Origin of the sequence: Pseudomonas putida (genome assembly GCF_028682475.1) — a bacterium.
Lineage (GTDB): Bacteria > Pseudomonadota > Gammaproteobacteria > Pseudomonadales > Pseudomonadaceae > Aquipseudomonas > Aquipseudomonas putida_AG.
This window is the reverse complement of sequence record NZ_JANHLE010000006.1, coordinates 45,575-69,385: the sequence shown is the minus strand read 5'-3', so window position 1 is coordinate 69,385 and position 23,811 is coordinate 45,575. Positions and strand designations below refer to the sequence as shown.

Below are 23,811 nucleotides of genomic sequence, written 5' to 3'. Positions count from 1 at the left end.
AGCGATTGCATTATGCAGATTATGCAAAAACGCAACGTAGCATCCGTCTTGAGAGCACTGCTCGACCGCCACGGTATCTCCCCCACGGAGCTGCACCGGCGTACCGGCGTGCCGCAATCCACCCTGTCGCGCATCCTTAGCGAGAAGATCGTCGATCCTTCCGACAAGCACGTGTCGAAGATCGCCGAGTATTTCGGGGTCAGTACCGATCAGCTGCGGGGTCGCGTCGAGCTCGGTGAAAGCCGCGAGGCCGCGCCCGGGCGCAGCCATGCCGAGTTGCGCGATATCAGCCTGTGGGATGACGACACCCCCGTCGAGGACGACGAGGTTTCCATTCCGTTTCTTCGCGAGGTCGAGTTGGCAGCAGGATCAGGACGATTCGTCATCGAAGAAAGCGAAAAGGCCAGCCTGCGCTTCGGCAAGCGCAGCCTGCGTCACAACGGCGTGCAGTTCGACCAGGCCAAATGCGTCACGGTGCGTGGCAACAGTATGTTGCCGGTATTGCGTGACGGCGCCACGGTGGGCGTCAACGCCGGCAAGAGTGGCATCGGCGATATCGTCGACGGCGACCTGTACGCCATCAACCACAATGGCCAGCTGCGGGTGAAACAGCTCTATCGCCTGCCTACCGGCATTCGCCTGCGCAGCTTCAACCGCGATGAACACCCGGATGAAGACTACAGCTTCCAGCAGATGCAGGAAGAACAGATCAGCATCCTCGGCCATGTGTTCTGGTGGGGCATGTACGCCCGCTGATTCACATCCAGACAGTCAGAAAACCCGCTTCGGCGGGTTTTTTTTCGTCTGCTGAAAATTACTCCAAGCCCGACGGCATAAGGCTTACATGCATATGCGCATTTTCTCATGCATAAATATTTCCACAAATGCATTGACTGCATATGCATCAATGCATAATCTTTGTCTCAAGCCGGTCGACACCGGCGGTGACAAAGGCAGCGATGAACAGGCCTGAACTGTTCAGAGGGTTGGCAACTGGCCCGGGTGTGCAGCGTAAAGCACCACAAGCAGTTATCCGGCGGGCAGGCGGCCGCGGTCGGAGGAACAATTTGAAGCGGAGTTGCCCGGGCACCAGTCGTGGCGGGCGGTTCGACAACGCATTACTGAAAAGCCTGGGCGACCGGGCTTTTTGGAATGCCGAGTAATCGGTTCTACAACAAACGCCGCAGGCAAGGTGCCGAGCGGAACTATTCAAGGAGACAGGACAGTGACAAACGAGCAACAGACGTTACTGGAAATGCCGATCTGGCTGGTGATCGTCCTGGCCTTGCTGGGCGGCATTTCCGGAGAAATGTGGCGCGCCGACAAGGCCGGCGCCCGAGGTTGGGCGCTGGTGCGGCGCCTGCTCTTGCGTTCGGGGGCCTGCATGGTCTGCGGGGTGTCCACGGTAATGCTGCTATATGCCAGTGGCATGTCGATCTGGACGGCCAGTGCCTTTGGCTGCCTGACTGCAATGGCTGGCGCCGATGTGGCGATCGGCTTGTATGAGCGCTGGGCGGCGCGGCGGCTGGGAGTAGAGGCCCAGGACTTCAACAAACCCGCCAGCAAGGAGGAGCGATTGTGAACGAACTGACGGCGTTGCATGAGGCCATCACTGCCACCATCAAGCTCGCAATGCCTGTGTTTGAAACCGTTGAGGCCTATGTGCCTGCAAACCAAAGCACAGTAATGCCAGCACTGTTGCATGCCATCACCGGCCTGAAACCAGGCATCGATCCTGGTGATGGTCGCTCTTGCATCGTGGCGACTATCGAGGCGCGCATCCTGGTCGACAGCAATGGTCCTGAGGCGTCATTGCAGGCCGTTACGCTGGCAACCCAGTTGGCCGTACTGCTGCGCAAGCAGTTCTGGGGTCTGGATTTCGTTGAAGAGGCACAACAGGTGCTGGCCCTGCCGGTTCTCGCCATTCCGGCTTCGCCCGATACGGTCGAGTGGCGGGTGCAATGGGAGCAGGTGTTGCGCCTGGGGACCGTGCAATGGCCATGGCCCGATGAGCCGGGACCGTTGGCTTTTGCCTTCAGCCCCGACACCGGCCTGGGTAATGAAGGCAGTTACCAGTCACTGGAGGACATGGCATGAGCTACGCCAGTGCAGCCCATGATCGGATGCTGGCGGCGTTGATCGTCCCTTGCCGGGTGGTGGGCGTCGATCTTGCCGCGGCGAAAGTACGGGTATCCGACGGTGCCGGCTGGACCAGTACCTGGGTTCGCTGGCACAGCCTGGCCGCCGGCAAGGCGCGACATTGGCGTTCGCCGAGCCTTGATGAGCAGGGCGTGTTGATCAGCCCGAGCGGCGAACCTGCGCAAGGCACCTTTGTGCCGGGCCTGTACGGTAACGCTGGCGATCAGCCGGACAACCGCGATCACGTCGAGGTCTGGCGCTTCGCCGACGGCGGCTCGCTGGTCTACGACTGGCAGGCCAGTAGCTATACCATCGACCTGCCCGGCGGCACCCTGACCCTCAAGGTCGGCGGCAGTTCGGCAGTGGTTACCGCCAGTTCCATTGAAGCCAAAGCCACCAGTATTTCCCTGAGCGGTGAGGTGCAGGTCAACGGGATGTTACGGGTAACCGGCGACATTCTTGGCGGCGGCAAAATCATCGACACCGGCGGTAACACCGCCAACCACAAGCATTGAATCCAGCCCGCCGACGCGGGCTTTTTTACGCCTGGAGAAATCATGGCCACGCTAATGAAGGAGTAAGCCGATGATCGGAGTGAATCGCCGTACCGGTGCCTCGCTGTCGGGCATCGAGCATGTGCGCCAATCCATTGAAGACATCCTGACCACGCCGTTGGGCAGTCGACGCATGCGCCCGGCCTACGGCAGCGCGCTACGACGCTTTGTCGATCTGCCGGTCAATGACGGCTGGAAAAGTGCGGTGCAGGCCGAAGTGGCGCGTTCTCTCGCCCGATGGGAGCCGCGCCTGAAACTGGAGCGGGTCCGGGTGCTGGCGGTGACGGGCGGGCAGATCAGCCTGCAGCTCAGCGGACAGTACCTGGGCGATAGCCAGATGCTGGAGGTGACGGCATGAGCAGTCTGGATCTTTCGGCGCTGCCCGCGCCGCAGGTGCTGGAAGACCTCGATTTCGAGGTGATCTTCCAGGAGGACCTGGCGACCTTCCGGTCGCACATGGGCGACAACTGGGACGCATTGCTGGAGAGCGATCCGGTAACAAAGCTGCTGGAGGTCGGTGCCTATCGCAAGCTGCTCAACCGGGCGCGGGTCAACGATGCCGCCAAGGCGCTGTTGCTGGCCTATGCCCAAGGCACGGATCTCGATCAGCTTGCTGCAAACGTGCGCCTGGAGCGCCTGGTGGTGCAGGCCGGGAACCCGGGCACGGTGCCACCGACGCTAGAGGTTGTCGAAGAGGACGATGCCCTGCGTGAGCGGGTCCAGTTGGTCTATGAAGGCCTGACCACCGCGGGACCGCGTAACAGCTACATCCTGCATGCCCGCAATGCCTCCGGCCAGGTGGCCGATGCCACTGCGCAGAGCCCGTCGCCAGCGGTTGTGGTGGTCACGGTGCTGGCCCTGGAGGGCAATGGCGTGGCGGCTCCCGACTTGCTGGAAACCGTCCGCATCAGACTCAACGACGACGATGTGCGCCCGGTGGCTGACCGCCTGACCGTACAGAGCGCTGAAATCCTGCCGTACCGCATTGATGCCGTGGTGCACATGAGTGGTAGCGGTCCGGAGATCGAGGCAACCCTGGCCGAATGCAAACGCCGACTGCAGGCCTGGGTCAATCCCCGTCGGCGGCTGGGCGTTGAAGTGGCGCGCTCGGGGGTGGATGCCCAGTTGCATATCAACGGCGTCAGCCGGGTCGATCTGAGCAACTGGACTGATATCCGCCCGAGCATGGCGCAAGCGGCGTGGTGCGAAGGCATCAGCGTGACGCGGGGGAGCTGAGATGAACAGCTTGCTCCCGCTCAACAGCACCGCGCTTGAACAGGCCATCGAAGCCGCAGGCGTTGAAGTTACCGACATTCCGCTGCGCACCCTGTACAACCCGGACACCTGCCCGGCGCACCTGCTGCACCAACTGGCCTGGGCCTGGTCGGTCGACCGCTGGGACGAAACCTGGCCGGAAGCAATCAAGCGCTCGGTGATTCGCTCGGCGTTCTACGTGCATGCGCATAAAGGCACCATCGGGGCGTTGCGCCGGGTGGTGGAGCCGCTGGGTTACCTGATCGAAGTACTGGAGTGGTGGGAGGAAGCACCCCGGGGGGTGCCCGGCACCTTTCGCCTTCAGGTCGGCGTGCTCGAAACCGGCATCACCGAGGAGATGTATCAGGAGCTTGAGCGCCTGATTGACGACGCGAAGCCTGTTTCCCGGCATCTGATCGGGCTGGCGATCAGTCTCGAAGTCCAAGGCAACGTACCTGTTTCAGCCGCGCACTACGACGGCGACATCATCACCGTTCACCCCTACCTATCCCAAGAGATCGAGGTCATCGGCAGCATCAGCATGCCGGGCCGCGAGCACACAATCGACACTATGAGCGTCTACCCATGGCAGTGACCTATTACGCTATTCTCACCACCCTCGGTGCCGCCAAGCTGGCCAATGCTGCGGCCCTCGGGACCACCTTGCAAATTACCCAGATGGCGGTGGGGGACGGCAATGGCAACGTACCTGTGCCAGACGCTAACCGTACCACTCTGGTCCACGAGGTTCGCCGTGCGCCGCTGAATCGCTTGAGCATCGATGCGAGCAACGCTGCTCAGATCATCGCCGAGCAGGTCATTCCTGAGACGGTGGGCGGCTGGTGGATTCGGGAAATCGGTCTGCTGGACAGCACCGGCACGCTGATAGCCATCGCTAACTGTGCGCCGTCCTACAAACCACAGCTCGCCGAAGGCAGTGGCCGCACCCAGACCGTGCGCATGGTGCTGATCGTCAACAATACCGGCGCCGTCGAGCTGAAGATCGATCCCAGTGTTGTGCTGGCCACGCGCGAATACGTCGACACCGCTATCGTCGCCGCAATGAACCGTCAGGACGCGAAGGCGTCCGTGCGCGTGGCCACCACCGCGAACATCGGCCTTAACGGCCTGCAGACTGTGGATGGCGTGGTGCTGGTGGCGGGTGATCGCGTGCTGGTAAAGAACCAGGTCACCGGCAGTCAGAACGGCATCTATGTCGCTGCGGCTGGCGCTTGGGTGCGCAGTAAAGATGCCGACGAGAATGCCGAAGTAACCCCCGCCCTCACTGTTTCGGTCGAGAGTGGTACCACTCAGGCTGACAAGATCTGGCAACTCACCACTGATGCTCCGATCATCATCAGCACCACCGTGCTGGTCTTTCAGGACATCACCAACGGCCTGGCGCGTCTGTCGTCGCCCTCGTTCACCGGCACGCCAACCGCTCCGACGCCCGCGGATACCGACTCCAGCAATTTACTGGCAACGACCAAGTTTGTGAACGACTTCGGGGCCAGATACGGAGTCGGCGTATACCAGTTCCAACCCGTGTGGCCGAATACCTCACTGAACGACTGCGCCAACGTGCGATCGGGCTCCTATCGCGTGATTGCCGGCATCACAGACATTCCTGCCGGGTTCGGCATTGGCAGCGTCGTCGAGTACCGCATCAAGAACGGCATCGACGGAGAGTTCCAGGCTATCCAGACCATCCAGTCCGCTCAGTTCAACAAGCTCGCCTGGCGGAGTGCGTGGGGCAGCGGAACCACTGCGGCGCCTATCTGGGCTGTATGGAAAGAGGGGGCCCCCACGGATAGTCCGGTGTTCACTGGTTCCCCATCTGCACCAACGCCGCTTCAGTTCGATAACGACGCCAGCCTCGCCACGACCGAGTTTGTGCAGCGGGCGCTCGGCAATATGTCTGGCTATGCCAATCTGACCGGTTCGGCGGCCATCACAGCTTCCTTAGCCGGGAAATACATCATTGTGAGTGTTCCCGGCACGCTTACGCTGCCGGACCCCAGCACTCTGCCATTGGGCACGATGTTCACCATCGAGGTGATTGGTTCGAATGCGACCGTCACTTGTGTGGGCGTTACGGCCGGTGCATTTAGCGGCCCGAACCTGGGAGTAGCTGCCACTAGCGCCACCGTGTTGGACGCCAACGTCTCTCAGTTTGTGGTGGTGGGGGGGCAGTATCGGGTTTTCGGTGGCAGTGGGAAGGCAGTGTTGGCCGTTAATGGCTATCAAAAGATGTCGAGCGGTCTGATTATCCAGTGGGGGCTTGCCAGCGGTACAGTCGGCGCACTGACAGCGACGTATCCGGTAGCCTTTCCTAATGCCGTTCTTCAATTGGTAGCCACTATGAGTGATAAAACGACGGGGGCGTTCGGAGGCATCACGTTGTACTCCACAAACGGAACTTTTGGCTCAAAAACAACCGCAACCCTACTTGCGAATGGTTCTGATTATGTCGGTGGGTCGAGTGCGCGCTACATCGCCATCGGCTACTAAGGAGGAGAAAATGTACTATTCCGCAACAACTGGAGGTTTCTATTCCGCCGAAATTCATGGCGCACATCTGATCACCATTACTGATCCGGCTTGGGTCAGGCCGACGAAGGATATCGACGTGCAGCCGGGTGAGTCGGCGTGGATTGGTGATGAACTGCTGAGGAACACGGGCGATGAAACGATAACAGTCACGGATGTTCCCGATATGGACGCCATTCCTGACACGCTGGAGGTCGCTAACCCGGCCTGCTTGATCCCTGCGGATGCGGTAGCAATCACGAACAAGCGCCACACGGAACTGTTGACCGGAGAATCACTGGGGCAGTTGATCGTCGCCGATGAGAGCGGCTATCCGGTGCTGGCTGATCCGCCGCCGCCAGGCTCCGAGGTGTTGGCCGCTATTGAACGGCATTGGCGTGATGAACGCTTGCTGGTAACCGATGGTGTCGTATCACGGCACCGCGACGAGCTGGAAGAAGGCTCAGCCACCACGCTATCGGTCGAGCAGTACGCGGAACTGCAAGCCTTTCGGCGTGCGCTGCGCGATTGGCCCCAGGTGGGAGAATTCCCGCTGATCGATCACCGACCTATAGAGCCGCAATGGCTGGTTGACTCGCTGCAATAAACGCCCCGCACTGACGGGGCGTTTTCATTTCTGTCCTGCAATACGTAATCGACAGCCCCGCCCTTCGCGGGGCTTTTCATTTCTGGAGATTCAAACATGAGTGGATTCTTCCACGGCGTCACCGTCACCAACATCGACACCGGCGCGCGCACCATTGCGCTGCCTTCCTCCTCGATCATCGGCCTGGTCGACACCTTCACCGAAGGCCCGACCGCGACGGCCAAGGCCAACGACCTGGTGCTGATCACCAGCGAGCGTGAAGCCATCGCCGCGTTCGGCGCCGATGCGGCGATCACCAAGGCCTGCCAGGCCATTTACAGCCGTGCCAAGGCAGTCATCGTCGCCTGTGGCGTGGCCAAGCTTGAGGACGCCGCCGAGCAGACTTCGGCAATCATCGGCGGTGTATTGGCCGACGGCAAACGCACCGGCCTGCAGGCGCTGCTCGACGGCAAAAGCCGCTTCAACGCCCAGCCGCGTCTGTTGGTGACGCCAAAACACAGCGCCACCCAGGCTGTCGGCACTGCGCTGGTGGCCTTGGCTGACAAGCTGCGCGGCCTGGCTATCCTCGATGGCCCGAATACTACCGACGAAGCGGCGATTGCCTATGCCGAAAACTTCGGTGCCAAGCGCGCCTTCCTCGTCGATCCGGGCGTGCAGTACTGGGACACCACCGCAGACGCCACCGTCGATGCGCCGGCTTCGGCCTGGGTCGCCGGTCTGTTCGCCTGGACCGATAGCGAGTACGGCTTCTGGGCCTCGCCGTCGAACAAGGAGTTTGTCGGTATCACCGGCACCGGTCGCCCGATCGAGTACCTCGATGGCGACGAAACCTGCCGCGCCAACCTGCTCAACAACGCCAACATCACCACGGTCATTCGCGATGACGGCTACCGGCTGTGGGGCAACCGCACCCTGAGCAGCGATCCGAAATGGGCCTTCGTCACCCGCGTGCGGACCATGGACATTGTCATGGACGCAATCCTCTACGGCCACAAATGGGCGGTCGACCGCTCGATCACGGCGACCTACGTCAAGGACGTGACCGAAGGCTTGCAGGCGTTCATGCGCGATCTCAAAGCCCAGGGCGCAATCATCAATTTCGAAGTGTTCGCCGATCCCGAGCTGAACACCGCCAGCCAGCTGGAGCAGGGCAAGGTGTACTGGAACATCCGTTTCACCGACGTGCCGCCAGCCGAAAACCCTAACTTCCGCGTCGAGGTCACCAACCAGTGGTTGACCGAAGTCCTCGACCAGGCCGCTTAATCAAGGAGCAACACACATGGCAATGATTCCCGAAACCCTGGCGAACCTGAACCTCTTCGTCGATGGCGTCAGCTTTCAAGGTGACGTCCCCAGCCTGACCCTGCCCAAGCTGACCCTGAAGATGGAGGAGCACCGTGCCGGTGGCATGGACATGCCGATCGAAATCGACCAGGGCATGGAAAAGCAGGAAGCCGGCTTCGTCACCACCGGCGTGCGCCGCGAGTCGCTGAAGTTCTTCGGCCTGGCTGACGGTTCGGCCTTCAACGGCACCTTCCGTGGTGCCTTCAAGGGCCTGAAAGGCCGTATCACACCGGTGATCGTCACCCTGCGTGGTGCGCTGAAAGAAGTCGACATGGGCGACTGGAAGCCGGGCGACAAGGCCGAGATCAAGCACAACGTGGCAGTGACCTACTACAAGCTGGAAGTCGACGGTCGTCTGGTTTACGAAATCGATCCACTGGGTATGAAGCGCGTCATCAACGGCGTCGATCAGCTCGCCGCGCAACGTTCGGCCCTGGGCCTGTAAGGAGCACCCATGAATCAGGCAAACAAGACGCCGAGCTGGCTGGCCATGAGCGCCGAACGCGTGGTGGTAACGCTCACCAGACCGTCCGAGGCCAATGGTGTACAGGTTGACAGTCTGTCGCTGCGGGCACCCACGGTACGTGATATCCGTGCCGCGCAATCGGCAGCCAACAGCGACGATGAACAACGTGAACTGAACCTGTTCGCCTCGCTCGCCGAAGTGGGTGTCCAGGACCTTGAAGGGCTTACCCTGAAAGACTACAGCCGCTTGCAGGCCGGGTATTTTCGCCTGGTGCAAGACGACGAGGTTTGACCCCGCCGTGCAGAAGGCGGCGGCCAAGCGGCTCGCCAGGGAGCTGAATTTTTCCGTCGCCGAGATCATGACCATGTCGTTCAGCGACATGGTCTGGTGGCTCACGGATTAAGCCTGTGGCGTGGCCAAAGGGGAATCAGATGGCGAGCAATCTGGCAATCAAACTCGAGCTCGGTGCCCCCGTAATGTTCACGGTGGGCATCGCGCTCAAGTCGGTCGAAGACCGTATCAAGCAGAACACCAAAGTACTGGAGAACATTGTTGCCGAAGTCTTGCGCCTGGGTAATGAGGCGAAGCCTGCACCGCGCCGTGAGGTGAGCGAGGTGGGCGTGTTGCGCCCTTATCTGCAAGCAACGCTCAACCTGCTTCAGCAACAGCTGGTTGCGCTGCGTCTGCAGCATCAGGTGCCGGTAACGGTGGGGCAGACTGGCACACCGAAAAAAGCGCCAACGCCTGAGCGGGACAACCTCAAGGTCTTTGAGGGGCTCCCGCTTATCGGTCAGGCGGTAACGATGGGGCGGGCGCTGGTATTACCCGCGCAGATCAGTGCGCAGTATCAAAAGATAACCCGCGACATTGCGATCAGCGCGGGCGTGGCTGACGGCGTTGCGCCTTCGCAGCAAGAGCAGAAAGTGATCGGCACGGTGAGCGCGATCAACGACGCCACCGGGATGGAGCGTAACCAGGCGGCGACCTTGATCAAGCAGCTGTACGACACCGGTATGGGGCTGGACCAGGCCCTGGCTTATGCGCCGGTGGCGGCGAAGTTTTCGGTTGGGCAGGAGGCCTCGACCGATGACACAGTACGCTTGATCGGCGAGTTGCAAAGCAACCCAAAGATCACCGGCCCGGCTGAGCTGGAAAAGGCGTTGGAGTACACCGTGTTCCAGCGCAAGGGCACGGGTGAGGGTGTTGCTGACAGTTTGTCCGCAGCGCAGAACCAGGGTCTGGATCAGGCGCTCGGCAGCGTTCAGCCCGAGGGTGCCAAAGGGGTCCTGGACAGGGACCTGGTTTCGCGGCGTGGGACTTCTGACCGACGCTTGAGCGAAGCATCCGACGCAGTCGATGACTCGCTGCGCAGCCTGGGGGATTCCATCCGACCGTTGACGGATGAATTGGCCATGGGCATCACTGCCACGGCCAAAGCATTCACTGGCGCCCCGGATGCGATCAAATGGCTGATTACCGGGGTCACGCTTCTCGGTACGGCTTTTCTGGCGCTCAAAGGGCGTGGAGGGTTCAAGAGCACACCGATCCCGGAGGGGGCTGGTAACGGCCCAGGGCAGGGTGCCGGTCTGTCGAAGGTGTCCGTGCTCAACGACCCGCTAAACGTATTTGTGGTCAATGCCAGCGACATTGGGTGTTGCATGGGAGCGCAGGGGCGAGAACGAAAACGTCCATCCCGCAGCGGACGAAAGACACCGCAAAGCAGGACGCCGCAATGTCAGTCGTCTTCATCGGCGCGGCGCAGGCGTTCTCGTTCAGCACCGGTACCTCCGCCATCCGCGCCGCCGAGCAAACCGCCGACACCCAACCGTTCGGTAAGTATTGCGGGCAGGATCGGCGCGGCGATCAAGGAAGTTCGCAGCCCGGCACTGCTGGAGGCGGGGATCAAGACCGTTGCCACGTTCGCGACTGCCGATACTCCCGAAGAAAAGGCCGAGGGGTACGGTGCTGCCGCTGGCGGTTTGGTCGGTTCGATGTTGGGTGGGGTACTTGGGGCGTTTGTGCCGGTGATCGGAACGCCGATTGGCGCCTTGCTCGGCGGCATGGCGGGCGAGGCATTCGGTGGCTGGCTGGGCAAGAAGATGGTGGCATCCCGCGAAGAGCCAGCGCCGGCAGTTGCACAACCGGGCGACGTGGTGCGTTCGCTGGTGAGTGCGGTGCCCGTACCGGACCCGCTGGCAACGCTGAACCAAGCACCGGGGCCGCAGCCTGGCCAACCGCAGCAGGTCAGTCAGCAATTCACCTTCACCCCGAGCATGCCCATCACGGTCCAGGGCAGCGTCAGCGATCCCATGCTGCTTGCGCAGAATCTGCAAGCCATGGTCCGCCGTGAGTTCGAGGAGCTGATGCGCATGGCGACCGCGCGGCAACTGTCCGACATCCCCCACGTCAACTGAGGAGCGCCCATGAACTACATGCAACAGCTGCAGTCGTCACTGCGCTACGTCGTGGCGGCAGGGCAGGCGGGGCGGCGCAGCGCCGATGAAATGCTGGCGCCCATGAATGGCGCGGTCAGCGATATCACCGGTGCTGTGGCCGAGCTTGAAGGCCTGCCCTTCGTCGGTCCGCTGATCGGCGTCAAGCTGCAACGTACGATGCGTGCTATCCATAGCGCGCAGGCGACGGTCAATCAGGTTTCGGCCAGGTATGACCAGGCGCTGGCGGTGGTGGTCCAGGTTCAGGACCGGGTTCAGGCCTTCGGCGAGCAGGTGGACAAAGCAGCGGCGAAGATCAACCAGATTGCCGGCAAGATCAGTCCGTCGCTGGGCAACATCCTGCCTACTGGCAATTTCTTGCCCGCCGTCACCCCGGTTGCGGAGGCGGTCAAACCTTTCCCTCATTTGTTGATCCTGCAACCACTGGATGGCGTGTCACCGGGTTACTACTTCAACCTCGACACAGCCGCTTTCGAAGAGCTGCGGCGCCAGACCAGCTTTCGCTGGAGCGGCCAGGAGCGTCTGTCGCGCAGTGTCGCGCAGCAGGCGGTGAGTCTGGGTGAGGAAAAAATCAATATCAGGGGGACGATCTTTCCGACGCTCAAAGGCGGCCTTGGTCAGTTGCAGACGTTGCGCAGCATTGGCCGGCTGTTGCGCCCGCTGAGTCTGATCAGCGGTTACGGCGAGGTGCTGGGCAACTGGTGCCTGACCAACATCGACGAAGATCAGAGCAACCTGCTGGCTGGCGGTATCCCCCGTAAACAGGCCTTCACACTGGAGTTTGTGAGCTATGGCGACGACCTGCAGAACCTCTGAAGGGGACGTGCTCGACACCTTGTGTCAGCACTATTACGGGCACCTCAATGGCAGTGTGGCAGCGGTGCTCAAAGCCAATCAGGGCCTGGCGGACGAACCCCAACCGTTTCGTGCCGGAGTTGTTATCCGGTTGCCGGAACTGGTCGCAGCCAGCGATGCCACGATCCAGCTGTGGGATTGACGCTTCGATCATTCGTGCAACCACCAGACCCCGCCGCGTGCGGGGTCTGCTTTTCTGGAGCATGAGTCATGCAACCTGTGTTTCGCATTGTCGCTGACGGCAACGATATCACTGCCGTCATCAACGACCGCTTATTGCTGCTGCGCACCGCGGACAAGCCCGGCATGGAGTCGGACGACTTCGAGCTGCGTATCGATGACCGTGATGCTGCAGTGAGTCTGCCAGCGCGCGGTGCCGCCATCGAGATTCATCTGGGCTACGTCGGCCAGACGCTGACCCGTCTGGGGCGCTACACCGTGGATGAAGTCGAACTGTCGGGTCCGCCCGACAGCGTGATCATTCGGGGCAAGGCGAGTGACATGCGCAGTAGTGGCAAAACTACGCGCAGCGGCAGCTGGGAGAACGTCGCGTTGCAACAGATCGTGCGGGATATTGCTGCGCGCAATGGGTGGCAGCCGGCGTGTCCGGTGCTGACCAAGGTGCTGCGGGTCGATCAGTTCAACGAGTCGGACTTCAATTTCATCACCCGTCTGGCCAAGCAGTACGACTGCACCGCCAAGATCGGCGATGGCACCTTGCTGGTGCTGCCGCGCCAGGGCGGGCAGAGTGCAAGCAGCCGGCCCCTGGGCGTCGTCAGCCTGCGCCGCGCCGATGTCACACGCTGGCAATTCCGCCTGGCCGACAAAGGCACCTATCAGGCGGTACAGACCCGGCATCAGGACCCGCGCAGCGGCCAGCTCAAAGTGGTCGACCTGGTGAACGAGGACGCACCGCAGGGTATGGCGCCGGTGCACACCGACCGCCATCTCTACCCGGATCAGGCATCGGCACAGCAGGCGGCCAAGGCCAGGCTGGCGGCGCTCAATCGCAGCACGGCCTCTGTGCGTCTGGACATGCCAGGCCGTACGGATGTGTTCACCGAGCGCACGGTCGATCTGAAGGGGTTCAAGAGCGGGCTCGATGGCGAGTACCTGGTGGAGTCGGTGGAGCAGGTCTTCAGCGCTTCCGGCTGGACCACCACGGTCGAGTGCAATGGTGGCAAGCAGGGCAAGGCCAGGGTCAAGGGCGCCAGACCGCGCAAGGCCGATACCTCTCGTTGAATGGACGGGCGATAAAAGTGAGGTAGAGATGGAAATAACTGAAAAAACGCTGTTGTCGATTTTCCCCAACGCCCGCCAGCAAGCGGGCGTTTTTGTGCCTGCCTTGAACGCCGCCATGCAGCGCTGGGAAATCGAGTCCCCGCGGCGCATGGCGGCGTTCCTGGCGCAGGTCGGGTACGAGTCCGGCCAGTTGCGTTATGTCAAAGAACTGGGCGGTGAGCGCTATCTGTCGCGCTATGACACCGGCACACTCGCTCTGCGCCTGGGCAATAGCCCCGAGGCCGATGGCGATGGTCAGCTGTATTGCGGCCGCGGCCTGATCCAGGTCACCGGTCGCAACAACTATTACGCCTGCAGCATGGCGCTGTTTGGCGACGAGCGCTTGCTGGATTTGCCGCAGCTGCTTGAGCAGCCACGCTGGGCGAGCGAGTCGGCGGCCTGGTTCTGGCATTCGCGGGGGCTCAATCAACTGGCCGACCGTGGCGAGTTCAACCGTATTACCCGCCACATCAATGGCGGGCTCAATGGCCTTGAGGATCGTCTGAAACTCTGGGCACGGGCCCGCGAGGTGCTGTGTTGAGCCGGCTGCGGGGTGTGCTGCCGATGACGGTGCTATTGCTGGTTGCAGCGCTGACCTGGCAGGTGCAGGCATGGCGATACGGCACGCAACTGGCGCAGCAGGCACGGGCCCACGCCCAGGAGCGCCAGCAACAGGCCGAAGCCCTGACCAGCCAGGCGCTCGGCGAGCGTCAGCAGCGTCAGGTGCTGGAGCAGCAGATTGAGGCCAACGATCAATCCCATTATCAGGAGCTACTCGATGCGCAACAGACTCAAGCGCGTCTGCGTGACCGCCTTGCCACTGCTGATCTGCGGTTGTCAGTCCTCCTTGGCGCCGACGCCGTCGCCGGTGTGCCTGCCGCCACCGGCACCAGCGGTCTGGATCATGACCCCGTACGCGCCCGACTTGAGCCAGCGCATGCTCGACGAATTATCGCCATCACCGACCGCGGCGATCAGGGACTGATCGCCTTGCGTGCCTGTCAGGCCTATGTGCGCGCGCTGCAGCGCTGAGGATTTGTGTCGGCCGTTGGCTGGTGTAGGGTAGGCGACAGTCTTTCAAGGAGCTTGCCATGGACCCGATCACTGCGCTTTCCGCCCGCCTGGGCGAACACCTGCGCCGCTACAATGCCCAGGTGACCACTGCCGAGTCCTGCACCGGCGGTGGCATCGCCGAGGCCATTACGCGGATTCCGGGCAGTTCGGCCTGGTTCGAAGCGGGTTATGTGACTTACTCCAACCCCCAGAAGACCCGCCAGCTGGCAGTGCCGCAGACCCTGTTCGCCGAGGTCGGCGCGGTCAGCCAGGAAGTGGTCGAGGCCATGGTCCGCGGCGCCCAGGCTGCCAGTGGTGCGCGGTTCGCCGTGGCGGTCAGTGGCGTGGCCGGGCCGGACGGTGGCTCGCCGGCCAAACCGGTGGGTACGGTATGGCTGGCGTGGGCCGATGGCAGCCATGTCAGCAGCGAGCGCCGGCACTTCGACGGCGACCGCGACGAGGTACGCCGACAAACGGTAATCGCCGCGCTAGAGGGCTTGTTACAGCTTGGTGCAGAGTAAATCGCAATTCGGGGGTAGGCGGGAACCAAACCCTGTGGAATAATACTGGCTACTTATACAGGTGTTCTGGCCGTCAGGCCCTATCGATTACGTGAGGACTTCAATGGACGACAACAAGAAGCGCGCCTTGGCTGCGGCCCTGGGGCAAATCGAGCGTCAATTCGGTAAAGGCGCGGTCATGCGCATGGGCGACCACGAGCGTCAGGCGATTCCGGCCATTTCCACCGGCTCCCTGGGCCTGGACATTGCCCTGGGCATTGGCGGTCTGCCAAAAGGCCGTATCGTCGAGATCTACGGTCCTGAGTCGTCCGGTAAAACCACGCTGACCCTGTCGGTGATCGCCCAGGCCCAGAAAATGGGCGCTACCTGCGCCTTCGTCGACGCCGAGCACGCCCTCGACCCCGAGTACGCCGGCAAGCTGGGCGTCAATGTCGACGACCTGCTGGTCTCGCAGCCTGACACCGGCGAACAGGCCCTGGAAATCACCGACATGCTGGTGCGCTCCAACGCCGTTGACGTGATCATCGTCGACTCCGTGGCCGCCCTGGTACCCAAGGCCGAGATCGAAGGCGAAATGGGCGACATGCACGTCGGCCTGCAAGCCCGCCTGATGTCCCAGGCGCTGCGTAAAATCACCGGTAACATCAAGAACGCCAACTGCCTGGTGATCTTCATCAACCAGATCCGCATGAAGATCGGCGTGATGTTCGGCAGCCCGGAAACCACCACCGGTGGTAACGCCCTGAAGTTCTACGCTTCGGTCCGTCTCGACATCCGCCGTACCGGCGCGGTGAAGGAAGGCGACGAAGTGGTCGGCAGCGAAACCCGCGTCAAGATCGTCAAGAACAAGGTGGCACCGCCATTCCGTCAGGCTGAGTTCCAGATCCTCTACGGCAAGGGCATCTACCGCAACGGCGAGATCATCGACCTCGGCGTGCTGCACGGCTTCCTGGAAAAATCCGGTGCCTGGTACAGCTACCAGGGCAGCAAGATCGGCCAGGGCAAGGCCAACTCGGCCAAGTTCCTGCAGGACAACCCGGAAATCGCCGCCACCCTCGAGAAGCAGATCCGCGACAAGCTGCTCAACGCTGGTGCTGTTGAGGCTGCTGGCAAGGCTGCAGCGGTCAACGCCGAGCCTGAAGACGAAACCGAAGCCGAAGCCGGCTACTGATCGTCCCCATGTCCGTCGTACTCGACACCCCCGTCGCCGTAAGGCGGACAGCCATGGACCTGCTCGCACGCCGCGAGCACGGTCGAGTCGAGCTGACGCGCAAGTTGCGTCAGCGCGGCGCTCCCCCCGAATTGATTGACCAGGAACTTGACCGTTTGACGGAAGAGGGCCTGCTCAGTGAAGCCCGTTACCTGGAAAGCTTTATCAGCTATCGCTCGCGGTCTGGCTACGGCCCGGCACGCATTCGCGAAGAGCTGAGCCAGCGCGGCCTGCAACGCGGCGATATCGACCAGGCCCTGCGTGAGAGCGGAGTGGACTGGGCGGGGCAGTTGCAGGATGTCTGGCAGCGCAAGTTTGCCGGGCAGCTACCCACCGATCCGCGCACCCGCGCACAGCAAACCCGCTTTCTGGTCTACCGTGGCTTTTCCATGGAGATGGTCGGCCGCCTGTTGAGCGGCCGAGGCCTGGACGACTAGCTGAGGGTCAAGTGACCCTCAGTGCTTCGCGGGCTCGCTGCGTGGTATGCATCGGCTCGGGCTTGGCCCAGTTTTCCGACAGGTTGATGAAGTCCACCAGCTCGCGCAGGCGCCCCTGGTCGCGGCCGTTGAAGGCGAAGGTCAGACGCGTCAGATGGCTGAACCTGGCTTCGTCGTGGTGCTCTCCAGCATAGGCGTGCTGGTGGTAGTGGCCGCTCAGGCGCAGGTCGGCAAACCCTTCTTGCAGATCAAGCAACGCGCCCTCGCTGAGCGGGTGGTGCATGCGGATCACGAACTGGTTTTTCAGCCAGCGGCTGGAGTGGTAGTTGCTGTAGAACTGGTTGATCTCCTCCACCGCGTCTTCGGCACTCTGCACCAGACGCAGCAGTTTCAGGTCGCTGGGCAGGATGTAGCGGTTTTCTTCCAGCTGCCGGGTGATGAAGTTCAGCGCGTCCTGCCAGAAGGTGCCGCCCGGAGAATCTAGCAGCACCACCGGCACCAGCGGGCTCTTGCCAGTCTGGATCAGGGTGAGCACTTCCAGCGCCTCATCCAGCGTGCCGAAGCCACCCGGGCATAGCACCAGGGCATCCGCTTCCTTTACGAAGAACAGCTTGCGAATGAAGAAAAAGTGAAACGGCAGCAGCTTGTCGGTGCCGTCTACAGTGGGGTTGGCATGCTGCTCGAACGGCAGGGTGATGTTGAACCCGAGGCTGTGATCGACGCCTGCGCCTTCGTGTGCGGCGGCCATGATGCCGCCGCCAGCACCGGTGATGACCATCAGGTTGGAACGCGCCAGGGTCGCGCCCAGCTCCCTGGCCAGTGCATACATGGGGTGTTCGACCGGGGTGCGGGCTGAACCGAACACGGTGACCTTGCGCCGGCCCTTGTACTGTTCAAGGGAGCGGAAGGCATGGTCCAGTTCGCGCAAGGCTTGCAGGGTGATCTTGGCGTTCCAGCGGTTGCTGTCGTCATGGGCCATGCGCAGCACAGTCAGCATCATGTCACGGTACAGCGTCAGGTTGGGGCTGTCGGGGGCAACCAGCTTCAGTTGTTCATCCAGCTTGCTCAGGTCGATTCCGTGGTTCCTGAAGTGACTCGCTAGCAGTTCATTCGGTTGGTAAGGCATTCAACGTCTCCTTCTGCAGCAAAACCTCTGACCGGACCTGTGCGGTTTCCGGCCACGACACTACGTGTGTCGCTGGCTGCCGTGGCTCGAGTGTGCGCCTCGAGCATTGCAGTAGACCTGCAAGGTCTTAGTGCAGTGATGATGGGCTCTTTGTTGTTGTCGCTCGGCAATGCTAATGCACGGCGTCGGCAGGCATCCCCCGGTGCGAGCCCTGAAACGGGCGGGCGCTTGCTATCAATCTAGACCCTGGCGGGTGTTTATGCCGAAAGGATCTTCGCTGGATCAGCTTGATCGGGGGCAGATTGGAAACAGACCGCCCGTCAGCAATGAACCGATCCTGGCATGGGTCTGGTTAACTGGAAGTCTGAGCGACTGTCGCGGTGCAGGGAGGCTGTCACATGCAACGGCTTAATCTGGAGCTCGATGCACAGCTGTTCGAGCTGCTCGAGCGCTCGGCCCAGGCTAATAACCTGAGCCTTGAAGAAGAGTGCCTGCGGCGCTTGGGGGGTGGGGTGCGGCACTCACGTTATGTCCAGGCCCTGGTGGCCGAACTGCGCGCCGATGAAAAGCAACGGCGCGACAGCGAGCAAGTGGCTTAGGCTTACTTGCTTGGCTTCACACCACAACTCTTGGCATCGAACGCCTGTTCACTGACCGGACGGTTAGTCTTGTACTCGGTGAAACGGTAGGTCAGCACCGCACCTTTGGCCAGCAATTGACGGTAGCCGGTGTTCTTGCACACGCTGTCACCCAACTGGCTGCGCACCCGGTTTGGGTCGGCCTTCATTTTTTCAGCGTGGCTGGGAAGTACGCTGAGGTGGTTGATCAGTTGCTTGCCTTCGACGGTGTAACCCTGGTCGAGGATGTCTTCGTTGATCGCTCGCGGCGTACCCACGCTGCTTTCAGTGGCAACTTTTTGCAGCATCTTGCTCAGCTCGTATTCCTGCTTGGAGGCCGCATGGGCAGCCAGGGGCAGGGCGAGCAACAGGCTCAGGGACGGGGCGATGAAGCGCAACATGGGGTTCTCCTGGTTCGGTAACTGGCGATTGGACCGGTAACTGCGCACGGTGTTCCGTCACGCGCGAAGTCGTGGTGCCAGCGGGTAGCGTCAGGCTGAAGATTATAGGGGAGTCGGCGCTATGCCTGCACGGCAAATACCGTCTGCCGGCAGCCCGGCTCTGGTAAACTGCAGCAGTTTTCCAGTCTTGCCGAGTCCGCGCAGTGCCGTCCTTTCCTTGCCTATATAGTCTGCTGCCATGAGCCATGCCGTATCGCGCCTGCGCGCCGAGCGCCTGGCGCGCAGTGTCAAACCTTTCGTTGCGCGCGGATCACGGGCGCCACGCTGTCCGCAGTGCCGGGTGATTTTCAGCCATTGCCTGTGTGCCTGGCGTCCACAGGTGCCGTCCGATTCGGCGATGTGCCTGCTGATGCACGACACCGAGCCATTGAAACCGAGCAACACCGGCTGGCTGATCGCTGACCTGATTGCCGACACCTCGGCGTTCGGCTGGCAGCGTACTGCGGTCGATGAGGCTTTGCTGGCCTTGCTCGATCAGCCGCATTGGCAGCCCTACATCGTCTTTCCCGGTGAGTTCGTGGCGCCGCAACGGGTGGTCAGCGAGGTGGTGCGTGAGCCCGGCAAACGCCCGTTGTTCATCCTGCTCGATGCGACCTGGACCGAGGCGCGCAAGATGTTTCGCAAGAGCCCCTACCTCAATCGCTTCCCGGTGCTCAGCCTGCAACCGGAGCAACTGTCGCGCTACCGCTTGCGCCGCTCCAAGCGCGACGATCATTTCTGCACGGCGGAAGTGGCGGCCATGTGCCTGGAACTGGCCGGTGACCAACGCGCTGCCGAGGCCCTGGATGCTTACCTGGATGTGTTCAGTACGCACTACCTGAGTGCCAAGCACCAGTGGTCAATTGATGAGCAGGATGCTGTCCACCAGCGTTTGCATACCTTCCTATAGTACAAGGGGCAGGTGTCGCACATTGCGTCATAATGGGCAGGCTGGCGACCATCGCGTGCTTGTCGGGACCGGGCAATCAACTTGACCACCCGGTTCTGGCTCGGCATCCTTGGCGCCGATTCGGGCATATACAAGGCTTGAAACACAGTTTTTCCTGGCCTTGAAGTGCCTTTTGGGTGTGCGGCACCGCCGTCAGCACCTTGAGTTGCCCGCCAGGCGCCTATTCTTCCTCCCTGCGCCTGCACAGAACAGGATCATTAGATCGATGGCCACGTACGAAATCCTGATTGCCGATGACCACCCGCTGTTTCGCAGTGCCCTGCGTCAGGCTGTAACCCTGGGCCTGGGGCCCGATGTCCGTCTGGTTGAAGTGGCGAGCATTGCCGAACTGGAAACCCGCCTCGCCGAAAAGTCCGATTGGGACCTGGTGCTGCTGGACCTCAACATGCCAGGTGCCTACGGTTTTTCCGGGCTGGTCCTGTTGCGCGGCCAGTACCCACAGATACCGGTAGTGATGGTCTCGGCTCAGGAAGAAGCCGCAGTGGTGGTGAAGTCGCGCGAATTCGGCGCCAGTGGCTTTATTCCCAAGTCCAGCTCCCTGGAAGTGATTCAGGACGCGGTGAAAAAGGTCCTTGATGGTGACATCTGGTGGCCGCCACAGGCCTTTGAGAAAGTCGACGTATCGGCTGAAGCCAAGGCTGCCAGTGAAGGCCTGGCCAGTCTCACCCCCCAGCAGTTCCGGGTGTTGACCATGGTCTGCGAAGGCTTGTTGAACAAGCAGATCGCCTACGAACTGAACGTTTCGGAAGCGACCATCAAGGCTCATGTTACGGCGATTTTCCGCAAGCTCGGCGTGCGTACCCGGACTCAGGCCGCACTGCTCCTGCAACAACTGGAATCGGTTTCGGCGAGCTGAGGCCGCGGCCTTCACGCTTTTTTGACCCGATCTGCACTAGGCTGCAGCGCATTTTTCAGTGGATGAAGTGACCTTTTATGTCATCGCCTTTCAAGGGCCAGACCGGCCTCAAACGTATTTTCAACGCTGCCGGCTATTCGTTTGACGGTCTGCGCGCAGCCTTCACCGGTGAAGCGGCTTTCCGCCAGTTGGTGCTGCTCAATGTACTGCTGGTGCCGCTGGCGTTCTGGCTGGACGTCAGCCGTGCCGAGCGGGCGATCCTGATCGCCGTGTGCCTGTTGGGCCTGATCGTTGAATTGCTCAATTCGGCTGTCGAGGCGGCGATCGACCGGATTTCCCTCGACCGCCACCCACTGTCGAAAAACGCCAAGGACATGGGCAGCGCTGCCCAGCTTGTCGCCCTGACGATGGTAGCGGTGGTCTGGGCGGTGATCCTCCTCTAGGCAATGCTGGGCAGGACAATTTCGTCGCTGCGCTGCACGCCGGCGGTAAAGGTGCGGCACAGCTCAAGAAACTCGCGCATGGCAGAGGTCTGGTACTTCTGCTTGTGCCAGATGAAGTAGAACTGCCGGGCCAGGTCCAGTTCCGGTGTTTCCACGGCGACCAGGCTGCCGCGACGAAAGGCGTCGCGCAACGCCAGGCGTGAGATACATCCGATGCCCAGGCCCGATTCGACAGCACGTTTGATCGCTTCGGTGTGTTCAAGCTCCAGGCGGATGTTCAGGTTGGAGCGGTGGTGACGCATCGCCTGGTCGAAGGTCAGGCGGGTGCCGGAGCCTTGCTCACGCAGAATCCAGGCTTCGTGGGTCAGCTCTTCCAGGCTGGCCTGGCCGCGCTGGGCCAACGGGTGCTGGGGCGCGCAAAACACCACCAGCTCGTCCTCCACCCAAGGTTGCACTTCAAGATCGGGATGGTTGCAGTCGCCTTCGATTAGACCCAGATCAATTTCATAATGGGCCACCTGGTGCACGATATGCGCAGTGTTTTGCACATGGAGCTTGACCTGACTTTCCGGGTGGACCTGCATGAAACTGCCGATCAGCAGTGTAGCCAGGTAATTACCGATGGTCAGGGTGGCGCCGACTGCCAGTGAGCCAAAACCGGACTTGCCGTTGAGCAGGTCTTCGATTTCCTTGGCCTGGTCGAGCAGCGCCACTGCCTGTGGCAGCAGTTGATGACCCAGGGCGTTGAGACTCAGGCGTTTGCCGGCACGGTCGAACAGCTGGCAGCTGGACTGGCGTTCAAGTTCGGTGATCGAGGTACTGGCGGCCGACTGCGATAGCGCCAGTATTCCCGCGGCGCGCGAGACGCTTTGGTACTGGGCTACGGCGACGAACACCTGGAGCTGACGAAGCGTAAATCGCATATCTATATAACCGATAAGACATATCTTGATAATTCATTTAACAGATATTGTCGCTCGCACTAAACTATCGCGCAATCGCGCTCTAGGTTAGCGCTGCGTTTTATTTCAGGAGCCCGTACATGAGCAACATGAACCACGAACGTGTCCTCAGTGTTCACCACTGGAATGACACCCTGTTCAGCTTCAAGTGCACCCGCGATCCGGGCCTGCGCTTCGAGAACGGTCAGTTCGTGATGATCGGCCTGCAACAGCCCAACGGCCGCCCGCTCATGCGTGCCTACTCGATTGCCAGCCCGAACTGGGAAGAGCATCTGGAGTTCTTCAGCATCAAGGTGCCGGACGGCCCGCTGACCTCGCAGCTGCAGCACCTGAAGGAAGGCGACGAGATCATCATCAGCAAGAAGCCTACCGGCACCCTGGTACTCGACGACCTGAACCCGGGCAAGCACCTGTATCTGCTGAGCACCGGCACTGGCCTGGCGCCGTTCATGAGCGTCATCCAGGATCCGGAAACCTACGAGCGCTTTGAAAAAGTGATCCTGGTGCACGGTGTCCGTTACGTCAACGAAGTCGCCTACCGCGAGTTCATCACCGAGCACCTGCCGCAGAACGAGTTCTTCGGCGAGGCGCTGCGTGACAAGCTGATCTACTACCCGACCGTGACCCGCGAGCCGTTCGAAAACCAGGGCCGTCTGACCGACCTGATGCGCAGCGGCAAGCTGTTCAGCGACATCGGCCTGCCACCGATCAACCCGCAGGACGACCGTGCGATGATCTGCGGTAGCCCGAGCATGCTGGACGAAACCAGTGAAGTGCTCGACAGTTTCGGCCTGAAGATTTCGGCGCGTATGCGTGAGCCGGGTGATTACCTGATCGAGCGTGCATTCGTCGAGAAGTAAGCAGCACTGGAACAAGAAAGCAGGCCTCGGCCTGCTTTTTTTATGCCTGTGGGAGCGGGCTTGCCCCGCGATGCGATATGACTGACAGTCCGCAATCGCGGGGCAAGCCCGCTCCCACCCACCCAGAGTGTTTTTTAGCGATCGGCCACCACTTCCAGCACCCGGATCTGATCCGGCTGCGGATAGTGCCAGCGCACCTGCACATCCCAGAACTTCACCCCGTACACGCGCTCGGGTGGGGGGATCTGGTAGGCCGGACGCGGGTCCTGGGCCAGGCACTGTTCGATCAGCTCAACCAGCGGCTCTGCAAGGCGCAAGGCATGCTCGCGGGCCTGGGGCAGGGCCGTGTCACTCCAGGCCACCGCAATCGGCGCTGGCGGTGCGCTGGCCATCTGGTTGGTCGCGCTACTGACAGCATCGGCATAGGGCACATAGGGCTTGATGTCCAGTACCGGGGTGCCGTCTAGCAAGTCAATGCCCGACAGCAGCAGACGCCCGGCTTCCACCTTCTCCAGACGCACCACCGATTGACCGATGCCGTTGGGCCGGTGCGTCGCCCGGGTGGCGAACACGCCCATGGAGGTGTTGCCGCCCAGGCGCGGCGGCCGCACCTTGAGCCGTGGCTTGTCTTCCAGGGCCTGGTGAAACAGGAACAGCAGCCATACATGGCTGACCTGTTCGAGCCCGGCCACTGCGTCGCCGCTGTCAAAGGGCGGCAGCAGTTCCAGCACGCCACGCGCAGCGGGCGCCAGTTGGGGCTGGCGCGGGATCGCGAACTTTTCCTTGAAGCAGGAGCGGACGAAGCCGATCGGGGCGACGCTGTAGTTCATCGAC

At 61.6% G+C, this 23,811-nt stretch carries 30 protein-coding genes; 26 read left to right on the top strand and 4 right to left on the bottom strand.

Annotation, left to right across the window (positions count from 1 at the left end; genetic code table 11):
• The first annotated feature begins 12 nt into the window (after positions 1–12).
• The 21 genes from NPS47_RS07280 to recX all read left to right on the top strand — a co-directional run bounded on the left by NPS47_RS07280 (position 13) and on the right by recX (position 16,703).
• A complete protein-coding gene (locus NPS47_RS07280) occupies positions 13–756 on the top strand; it encodes a LexA family transcriptional regulator (protein WP_191832259.1) in 744 nt (247 codons plus the stop codon).
• Between the two features lie 469 nt (positions 757–1,225).
• Positions 1,226–1,582 (top strand): phage holin family protein, encoded by a 357-nt coding sequence (locus tag NPS47_RS07275; RefSeq protein ID WP_157193708.1) that lies wholly within the window; start codon positions 1,226–1,228, stop codon positions 1,580–1,582.
• A complete protein-coding gene (locus tag NPS47_RS07270; RefSeq protein ID WP_274294322.1) occupies positions 1,579–2,097 on the top strand; it encodes a hypothetical protein in 519 nt (172 codons plus the stop codon). The genes NPS47_RS07275 and NPS47_RS07270 overlap by 4 nt, the downstream gene beginning before the upstream one ends.
• Positions 2,094–2,654, top strand: coding sequence for a phage baseplate assembly protein V (locus tag NPS47_RS07265; RefSeq protein ID WP_274294321.1), 561 nt, complete (start codon positions 2,094–2,096; stop codon positions 2,652–2,654). Before NPS47_RS07270 ends, NPS47_RS07265 begins: the two co-directional genes overlap by 4 nt.
• A gap of 70 nt (positions 2,655–2,724) precedes the next feature.
• Positions 2,725–3,051, top strand: coding sequence for a GPW/gp25 family protein (locus tag NPS47_RS07260; RefSeq protein WP_157193705.1), 327 nt, complete (start codon positions 2,725–2,727; stop codon positions 3,049–3,051).
• Complete coding sequence (locus NPS47_RS07255) at positions 3,048–3,929, top strand: baseplate assembly protein (protein WP_274294320.1); 882 nt, start codon at positions 3,048–3,050, stop codon at positions 3,927–3,929. Before NPS47_RS07260 ends, NPS47_RS07255 begins: the two co-directional genes overlap by 4 nt.
• 1 nt (position 3,930) lies before the next feature.
• Complete coding sequence (locus tag NPS47_RS07250; protein WP_274294319.1) at positions 3,931–4,542, top strand: phage tail protein I; 612 nt, start codon at positions 3,931–3,933, stop codon at positions 4,540–4,542.
• Positions 4,533–6,458, top strand: a complete 1,926-nt coding sequence (locus tag NPS47_RS07245) for a phage tail protein (protein WP_274294318.1) — start codon at positions 4,533–4,535, stop codon at positions 6,456–6,458. Before NPS47_RS07250 ends, NPS47_RS07245 begins: the two co-directional genes overlap by 10 nt.
• 10 nt (positions 6,459–6,468) lie before the next feature.
• Positions 6,469–7,083 carry a phage tail protein gene (locus NPS47_RS07240; protein ID WP_337993415.1) on the top strand — a complete coding sequence of 205 codons (615 nt, stop codon included), beginning with the start codon at positions 6,469–6,471 and terminating at the stop codon, positions 7,081–7,083.
• A gap of 96 nt (positions 7,084–7,179) precedes the next feature.
• Positions 7,180–8,346 carry a phage tail sheath family protein gene (locus NPS47_RS07235; protein WP_274294317.1) on the top strand — a complete coding sequence of 389 codons (1,167 nt, stop codon included), beginning with the start codon at positions 7,180–7,182 and terminating at the stop codon, positions 8,344–8,346.
• 16 nt (positions 8,347–8,362) lie between these two features.
• Complete coding sequence (locus tag NPS47_RS07230) at positions 8,363–8,872, top strand: phage major tail tube protein (RefSeq protein ID WP_274294316.1); 510 nt, start codon at positions 8,363–8,365, stop codon at positions 8,870–8,872.
• 9 nt (positions 8,873–8,881) lie between these two features.
• Complete coding sequence (locus NPS47_RS07225) at positions 8,882–9,184, top strand: phage tail assembly protein (protein WP_274294315.1); 303 nt, start codon at positions 8,882–8,884, stop codon at positions 9,182–9,184.
• Positions 9,185–9,324: 140 nt separating this feature from the next.
• Positions 9,325–11,307 (top strand): hypothetical protein, encoded by a 1,983-nt coding sequence (locus NPS47_RS07220; RefSeq protein WP_274294314.1) that lies wholly within the window; start codon positions 9,325–9,327, stop codon positions 11,305–11,307.
• Between the two features lie 9 nt (positions 11,308–11,316).
• Complete coding sequence (locus tag NPS47_RS07215) at positions 11,317–12,162, top strand: phage tail protein (RefSeq protein ID WP_274294313.1); 846 nt, start codon at positions 11,317–11,319, stop codon at positions 12,160–12,162.
• Entirely contained in the window at positions 12,137–12,343 is a 207-nt protein-coding gene (locus NPS47_RS07210; protein ID WP_274294312.1) for a tail protein X, read from the top strand. Before NPS47_RS07215 ends, NPS47_RS07210 begins: the two co-directional genes overlap by 26 nt.
• Before the next feature lie 68 nt (positions 12,344–12,411).
• Positions 12,412–13,443: a phage late control D family protein gene (locus NPS47_RS07205; protein ID WP_274294311.1), complete on the top strand. Its 1,032-nt coding sequence runs from the start codon at positions 12,412–12,414 to the stop codon at positions 13,441–13,443.
• 28 nt (positions 13,444–13,471) lie between these two features.
• On the top strand, positions 13,472–14,023 hold the full coding sequence (locus tag NPS47_RS07200) for a glycoside hydrolase family 19 protein (RefSeq protein WP_274294310.1): 552 nt from the start codon (positions 13,472–13,474) through the stop codon (positions 14,021–14,023).
• A gap of 23 nt (positions 14,024–14,046) precedes the next feature.
• Entirely contained in the window at positions 14,047–14,514 is a 468-nt protein-coding gene (locus tag NPS47_RS07195) for a lysis system i-spanin subunit Rz (protein WP_274294444.1), read from the top strand.
• 59 nt (positions 14,515–14,573) lie between these two features.
• A complete protein-coding gene (locus tag NPS47_RS07190; RefSeq protein WP_274294309.1) occupies positions 14,574–15,056 on the top strand; it encodes a CinA family protein in 483 nt (160 codons plus the stop codon).
• Positions 15,057–15,159: 103 nt separating this feature from the next.
• Positions 15,160–16,227, top strand: a complete 1,068-nt coding sequence (gene recA, locus NPS47_RS07185) for a recombinase RecA (RefSeq protein ID WP_274294308.1) — start codon at positions 15,160–15,162, stop codon at positions 16,225–16,227.
• Positions 16,228–16,235: 8 nt separating this feature from the next.
• A complete protein-coding gene (recX, locus tag NPS47_RS07180; protein WP_274294307.1) occupies positions 16,236–16,703 on the top strand; it encodes a recombination regulator RecX in 468 nt (155 codons plus the stop codon).
• Positions 16,704–16,710: 7 nt separating this feature from the next.
• Here the strand turns inward: recX and NPS47_RS07175 are convergent, their stop codons facing one another.
• Positions 16,711–17,829 (bottom strand): LOG family protein, encoded by a 1,119-nt coding sequence (locus NPS47_RS07175; RefSeq protein ID WP_274294306.1) that lies wholly within the window; start codon positions 17,827–17,829, stop codon positions 16,711–16,713.
• Between the two features lie 398 nt (positions 17,830–18,227).
• Between NPS47_RS07175 and NPS47_RS07170 the strand changes: the two genes are divergently transcribed.
• Positions 18,228–18,428, top strand: a complete 201-nt coding sequence (locus NPS47_RS07170; protein WP_038613929.1) for a hypothetical protein — start codon at positions 18,228–18,230, stop codon at positions 18,426–18,428.
• 2 nt (positions 18,429–18,430) lie between these two features.
• Here NPS47_RS07170 and NPS47_RS07165 read toward each other — a convergent pair whose 3' ends face one another.
• Positions 18,431–18,847 (bottom strand): quorum-sensing-regulated virulence factor family protein, encoded by a 417-nt coding sequence (locus tag NPS47_RS07165; protein ID WP_274294305.1) that lies wholly within the window; start codon positions 18,845–18,847, stop codon positions 18,431–18,433.
• A gap of 238 nt (positions 18,848–19,085) precedes the next feature.
• Here NPS47_RS07165 and NPS47_RS07160 point away from each other — a divergent pair, with 238 nt between their 5' ends.
• The 3 genes from NPS47_RS07160 to NPS47_RS07150 all read left to right on the top strand — a co-directional run bounded on the left by NPS47_RS07160 (position 19,086) and on the right by NPS47_RS07150 (position 21,155).
• Positions 19,086–19,796: a tRNA-uridine aminocarboxypropyltransferase gene (locus tag NPS47_RS07160; protein ID WP_274294304.1), complete on the top strand. Its 711-nt coding sequence runs from the start codon at positions 19,086–19,088 to the stop codon at positions 19,794–19,796.
• Positions 19,797–20,061: 265 nt separating this feature from the next.
• Positions 20,062–20,712, top strand: a complete 651-nt coding sequence (gene erdR / locus NPS47_RS07155) for a response regulator transcription factor ErdR (RefSeq protein WP_274294303.1) — start codon at positions 20,062–20,064, stop codon at positions 20,710–20,712.
• Between the two features lie 77 nt (positions 20,713–20,789).
• Positions 20,790–21,155, top strand: a complete 366-nt coding sequence (locus NPS47_RS07150; RefSeq protein WP_274294302.1) for a diacylglycerol kinase — start codon at positions 20,790–20,792, stop codon at positions 21,153–21,155.
• On the opposite strand, the gene NPS47_RS07145 is transcribed toward NPS47_RS07150, so the two are convergent.
• On the bottom strand, positions 21,152–22,078 hold the full coding sequence (locus NPS47_RS07145) for a LysR family transcriptional regulator (RefSeq protein WP_274294301.1): 927 nt from the start codon (positions 22,076–22,078) through the stop codon (positions 21,152–21,154). The genes NPS47_RS07150 and NPS47_RS07145 overlap by 4 nt on opposite strands.
• Before the next feature lie 119 nt (positions 22,079–22,197).
• On the opposite strand from NPS47_RS07145, the gene fpr reads away from it, so the two are divergent.
• Entirely contained in the window at positions 22,198–22,977 is a 780-nt protein-coding gene (fpr, locus tag NPS47_RS07140) for a ferredoxin-NADP reductase (RefSeq protein ID WP_003222277.1), read from the top strand.
• Between the two features lie 134 nt (positions 22,978–23,111).
• Here fpr and tsaA read toward each other — a convergent pair whose 3' ends face one another.
• Positions 23,112–23,807 (bottom strand): tRNA (N6-threonylcarbamoyladenosine(37)-N6)-methyltransferase TrmO, encoded by a 696-nt coding sequence (gene tsaA, locus NPS47_RS07135; protein WP_274294300.1) that lies wholly within the window; start codon positions 23,805–23,807, stop codon positions 23,112–23,114.
• Positions 23,808–23,811 lie beyond the last annotated feature (4 nt).